The 6,000-nt window shown below is 46.6% G+C and carries 4 protein-coding genes; 3 read left to right on the top strand and 1 reads right to left on the bottom strand.

Features of this window, described 5'->3' with window-relative positions; genetic code table 11:
- Positions 1 to 771 precede the first annotated feature (771 nt).
- The 3 genes from L1D44_RS18400 to L1D44_RS18390 all read left to right on the top strand — a co-directional run bounded on the left by L1D44_RS18400 (position 772) and on the right by L1D44_RS18390 (position 4,638).
- On the top strand, positions 772 to 2,331 hold the full coding sequence (locus tag L1D44_RS18400; protein ID WP_239892751.1) for a flavocytochrome c: 1,560 nt from the start codon (positions 772 to 774) through the stop codon (positions 2,329 to 2,331).
- A 72-nt stretch (positions 2,332 to 2,403) separates the two neighbouring features.
- The gene (locus L1D44_RS18395) at positions 2,404 to 4,047 is read left to right on the top strand and encodes an aromatic amino acid ammonia-lyase (RefSeq protein WP_239892750.1); all 1,644 of its coding nucleotides are present in this window, start codon (positions 2,404 to 2,406) and stop codon (positions 4,045 to 4,047) included.
- A 210-nt stretch (positions 4,048 to 4,257) separates the two neighbouring features.
- Positions 4,258 to 4,638 carry a cytochrome c3 family protein gene (locus L1D44_RS18390; protein WP_239892749.1) on the top strand — a complete coding sequence of 127 codons (381 nt, stop codon included), beginning with the start codon at positions 4,258 to 4,260 and terminating at the stop codon, positions 4,636 to 4,638.
- Positions 4,639 to 5,553: 915 nt separating this feature from the next.
- On the opposite strand, the gene L1D44_RS18385 is transcribed toward L1D44_RS18390, so the two are convergent.
- The gene (locus tag L1D44_RS18385; protein ID WP_239892748.1) at positions 5,554 to 5,937 is read right to left on the bottom strand and encodes an MAPEG family protein; all 384 of its coding nucleotides are present in this window, start codon (positions 5,935 to 5,937) and stop codon (positions 5,554 to 5,556) included.
- Positions 5,938 to 6,000 lie beyond the last annotated feature (63 nt).

Raw genomic sequence — 6,000 nt, 5'->3', positions numbered from 1 at the left:
AGCTTAGAATGTGAGAGCTATTTAAAACTAAACATGAAGATGTGAATGCTTTTACAAAAGCGATAAAATATGTGAGTAATTTAAAAATAAACTCAGATATGTGAGCTATTCACCCATAGAGTTAAATATGTGAGAAGCTTATAGGTTCCACTGCAACATGTGATGATTTATACATATGAAAAATGTTATTCAACAGCAGTTACCGTTTACAAAAACCATGAGAGGCAAACCGTCAAACCTTTGATTGAAAATGATTTATGCAGTAACACCCAAAACCATCCAATGCTCATCAGCGCCTATCCCCCCCTCTCTGTGCAGGCTAATAAAAACACAAATAAGAGCAAGGCAAAAACCGACTTAATAAGTATACAAATAATTTAGTAGATTAATTCATTTAAACCTACACCTTCCCCTACCGCAAACCAAATTAATTGGCTAACATATCTATTAATAACCACTATCACCCCTACTTATATCGAATACAAGATCCCCATTTTATAGTTAGTTACTCATTACTTTTTAAACAGCAAGTGCAAAAGCCTATTTTAAATTCAAATTATAAGCCAAGTTTATTATTGATATGTCGGGATAACCACGAAATATCATGATGGTAAATCTTGATATTTCACGATTTCAGGATCCTGTTCATAAATCACAGGCTTTATACTAAAAATTAGGTAGTTGGCACAGTCACTGCAACTTCATCTACATGAGTTAGAGCTTAAACAGCTCAGAAACATAATTAGAAAATACACATAGGGAAACAGATAGATGAACGTAAAAGAACTGGCAAGTCCTGGCCGACGCCAACTATTAAAAGGCGGTGCAGCGATGGCTGTTGCAGGCCTTGGTAGCACAGTTGTCTTATCGGCGAATGCCACTTGCGTCTCTGTAGACGAGGCAAAGTTTGACGAAGTGGTTGATGTCATCGTCGTTGGTAGTGGCTTTGCGGGTATGTCTGCTGCGCTACAGGCAAAAGAGAGCGGCGCAAGCGTTATGGTTATCGACAAGATGCCAGTGTTTGGCGGCAACTCTACTATTAACGGTGGCGCAATGGCGGTTGCAGGCTCGCCTTTGCAAAAGAAAGAAGGTATTGAAGATTCTGTCGATGTAATGGTTGCCGATATGCTTGAGTCTGGCCGCGGCATGAACGATGTCGAGATGCTAAAGCTTGTGTGTAATGGTACCGCCGAGTCTTGTGAGTGGCTTATCGACCATGGTGTTGAATGGAAGCCGTTCGTACAACACTTCGGCGGCCACTCAATTCCACGCGTACTGCAAACCGTACAAAGCTCAGGCGCTGGCATTATTCGCCCACTTATCAAAGCCGCTAAGAAGAGTGGCATCGATATGAGAAACCAGACCAAGCTAGAAGGTTTCGTCAAAGATGACAGTGGCCGAGTGATCGGTATCGAAGTTCGTCAAGGCTATTACTTCCCAAAAGAACGCACAGGTAAGATGGCTAAGATTGGTGCCCGTAAAGGTGTGATCATGGCGACGGGGGGCTTTGGTAACGACATCGAGTATCGTCAGATGCAACAACCAGAGTACACCAGTGAGCTAGACTCGACCAACCATGCGGGTGCGACCTCTGAAGCACTTAAGCAGATGATGCTACTGGGCGCTAACCCGATTCACTTAGATCAGATCCAGCTAGGTCCATGGGCATCTCCTGACGAGAAAGGCTTTGGCACCGCATCACAATTCAACACTATCGCCACCTACCCTAGTGGCATCGTTGTTGACGTCCGTACCGGTGAACGCTTCTTTAACGAGCTTGCCGACCGTAAAGCTCGTGCTGATGCCATCATGACCCGCCGTGACGATAAAGGTAATCCTGTTTATCCGATTGGCTTTACCAATGCCGAAGGTGCGAAAGATGCACAAACGCTAGATTGGGGCCTTAAATACAATGTGATTAAGAAAGCCGACAACCTAGATGAGCTTGCCAAGATCTACAACATGCCAGCCGAAGCGCTAAAGGCGCAGGTTGCACGCTGGAACGAAGCGGTAAGCAAAGGAGAAGACGGTGAGTTCGGTCGCCCTATGCAAAAAGCCATGCTGTTAGACAAAGGTCCTTGGTACGCAGTACGTATGTGGCCAAAGGTTCACTACTGCATGGGTGGTGTAAAAGTTAACACTGCATCTGAAGTACTACACCTTGTCAGCAACAAACCCATCCCAGGCCTATACGCTGCCGGCGAAGCGACGGGTGGTATTCACGGTGCGAGTCGTTTAGGTGCTTGCGCGGTAGCTGAAGGGGTGGTAACCGGACGTAACGCTGGCCGCCATTGTGCACAGAGCCAGTCAATAACACTGAATCTCGCTTAGCCCAAAGAGAAATCAAATTCGCCTTGCTGAGTGACTGACACTTAGCAGCAAAAAATTATGGAATAGATGAAGATGAAAACAACTAAAAATGCTGTATTAACATCACTAGCCCTCGCACTAACTGCGACTCATGCCATGGCTGCAGATCCTGTGGTACTCGATGGTAAACACTTCACCCAAGACCAAGCTTGGGCTATCGCCGATGGCGCCGAAGTTAAAATCGCACCACAGTCGGCGACTACGCTAGTAAAAGCCCACGAGTTATTGATGGAAGCGGCGCGTCTAGGCAAGCCAGTTTACGGCCTAACCGTAGGTGTGGGTCTAAACAAAGATCACAAACTATTTGATGCTAACGGTGAGCTAAGCGCCGAAGTATTGAAGGCTTCAGAGTCATTCAACTACAGCACTCTACGTGCTCACAGCGCTGGTGTCGGTGAAGCTATGCCAGTACGTTTAACCCGTGTCGCCCTAGCGGTACGCTTAAACACAATTCTGTCTGGTCACACAGGCGTGCAACCTTATGTTGCCGAGCTTTACCAAGCTTATCTAAATAACGATATTTCACCTATCATCCCATCTAAGGGCACCGTGGGTGAAGCGGATATTCTTCTAGCTTCTCACGTTGGCCTTGCCATGATTGGTGAGTGGGACGTTATCTACAAAGGTGAGCGCATGAACAGCGCTGAAGCGATGAAAAAAGCTGGCATCAAGCCACTTAAGCCTGTCGGTAAAGACGCGCTATCGATTCTATCGAACAACTCTGTTGGCGTTACATACGCAATGAAGGGCTACCGCGATGCCAAGCACCTGCTTGAGGTGTCACCAACGGTATTTAGCTTAAGTCTTGAAGGCCTTAATGGTAACGTGTCACCGTTCTTGCCACAGACCAACGACATTCGCCCTTTCCCTTATCTCAAAGAAGCGACAGCCAATGTGCGTGACAGCCTGACTGGTAGCTACTTATGGGATGCTAACAGTGAACGTCCACTCCAAGATCCACTCAGCTATCGCACCACAGCCTACACATTTGCAAGCGCATACAAGGCACTAGCAGATCTTGGACAGATGATTGATATTCAAATCAACCATTCTGACGATAACCCAGGTGTGATCCTTGGCGCAGGCATAGACTACGGCAACAACTCTCAGGTATCTAAGTACCTAGTTGAAGGCAAAGGCGGCGTGTTCCCCACCACCAACTTTGAGCCACTACCTGTTGCACTCGCCGTACAGCAGCTCAGTATCGCCCTAACTCACGTTTCACATAACAGTGCTATGCGTACCATCCACCTATCGGATGACCACTTTACTCGTCTACCACGCTTCCTAAGTGCACCGGGTAACAATGGCCACGCCTTTGGTGCAATCCAGAAGACCTTCGTCGACATGCAGGTGCGTAACAAAGCCTTAGCGAACCCAGTATCGTTCGATGGTATTCAAATCGCGGGTAACATCGAAGACACCTTCACTAACTTGAAGCTGGCGTCTGACAGACTTATCCAAATTGTTGCTAACACCAATGTAATGTACGGCTTAGAGCTAATGCACTCGACTCAAGCTATCGATCTTCGCAAGCTTGCAGACAAGAACATCAAGCAAGGCGAAGCGACCAAAGCTATGCATGACGCGTTCCGTAAGCAAGTGCCATTTGTTGAAGTTGACCGCCCGTTCACACCAGATATTAAGGCGTCATACGACTTTATTACTCAGTTCTAATCCCATGAATTAAGGCGACTCAACATCGCCCCACTTGCTCTCCCTTGCAGCGATAGGTACCACTCCCGCCTATTGCTGCAAGCCGAGTGCAAAAGGCTAAGGAAAGCCCTGTCACTCAAGAGCAAGGTTCTGATTAATAAGTTTTGGTTAATAGATTTTGTTTCAACAATTAGTGGGCATAAGCGCCCCAAATAAAGAATAGGATTAAAGATGTTAAGAGTACTAACGGCTATCTGTATGGTGATGCTGATGTCAATTCCGGCAGCCAACGCGATGAAGCTTAAAGATTACCACCAAGAGATCATGACTGGTGACAACGGCAAGGTCGATTGTAGTTTTTGTCATGGCGAAGCCAAACGCAAAACCATTCCTGAGGCGAGCAGATGTGAAAGCTGTCACGGTACACCAAGCGATGTAGCCGAACTCACTAAGCGTCCAGCTGGTTCAGGTCACGATGTAGAGCCAAACCCGCATGACAGCCTACACTACGGCACAGACCTACCTTGTACTTACTGCCATATGGAGCACAAAGAGAGCAAGGTTTACTGTAATCAGTGTCACGAGTTTGAATACCCAGAAATGAAGCGCTAGGTTCTAGCGCCGAATAAGCAAAGACGGTAAAGAGTAGGAAAGAGCTAAGACGGTTGAAAGCCGAACAAGCAAAGACGAACGGTCTTCAACCTGACCCAAAGCTATAACCTTCCACTCTTCTCCGTCTTTTCCAACTCTTTCGTCTTTTCCGTAAGCGCAGCGTTCTGTGAGTGACTAAGTCACGTTCCCTAGGCTGCAGGCCGTTCGACTCTTACCGTCTAAGCTTTACCCATCTTTGCTTTCATCGTCTTTGCTTTAAAAAAGGGGCTAGGTTCTAGGACGCTCCGCCCGAGGACGGGCTGCGCCCTACTAGGAAAATCAAAAATCACGACCTTTGTCTCTTCTTTGCTTTTCCGGCTTCTCCCGTCTTTGCTTTTTCCTAGAACCTTTCTTTGCCTTTCCTAGGCCCTTGCTCATCCCGTAAGCGCAGCGTTCTGTGAGTGACTAAGTCACGTTCGCAAGGCTGCAGGCCATTCGACTCTTACCGTCTCAGCTTTAAAACAAGGACCTAGATTCTAGGGCGCTTCGCTTCGAGGACGGGCTGCGCCCTACTAGGAAAATCAAAAGCTCAAAACAAAACCCAAGCAAAACACTGTATTCTTTCTGCTTTTTCCTTCTTTATCCTTTCTAGGATCTAAGGTCTTCTTTTCCAGATACCTAACTCTTTGACGGGCTAAAGCCCGACCAACAAAGTAAGATTAAATACGCTTGACCGTCTCAGCTTAACCGTCTTTGCTTGTATCGTCTTAGCTTGTACCGTCTTTGCTTGTATCGTCTTTGCTTGTATCGTCTTTGCTTGTATCGTCTTAGCTTGTACCGTCTTAGCTCTTCCTAAAACCTAGAACCTAAAACCTAGAACCTAGAACCTAGAACCTAAAACCTAGAACCTTTCTTTGCTTTTCCTAGAACCTTCTTTTAAACCGCCTGCCAAAACACAGTAAATGAGGCAAATATTGCCACAAACCACGACAGTGATCGCAGCGTACCTTTATCCACTAAGTACAAGAGCTGATACGCAACTCTTGCAATCACATGCACGACTGCTGCTGTTTCTGCGACTCCATTCACTTTATCTGTGGCTATCACGGCCAGAACTGACAAGCCAAAAATCAGCAATGACTCGAAGGCATTTTGATGCCCCGCAACAGCCCGAGCACCAAAACCGGTAAGTTTCGACTGCTGCTCACGGGGGTGGTTATTGTCATAACCTCCAAGCTTGGCCATTGCCACCGCAACCGGCCCCTTTGCAGCATAGGGCAGCAACATGGCGATAAATAGACAGATGAGTAGCGTGGTCATAGTGGATTCCCTGTTATTGTTATGAGTTTTTATCTGAAACTAAGCTTTATGGGTGATAACACT

Origin of the sequence: Shewanella sp. Isolate13, assembly GCF_022398325.1 — a bacterium.
Classification (GTDB): domain Bacteria; phylum Pseudomonadota; class Gammaproteobacteria; order Enterobacterales; family Shewanellaceae; genus Shewanella.
The sequence above is the reverse complement of the archived record's forward strand: the minus strand, read 5'-3'. Positions and strand labels throughout refer to the sequence as shown.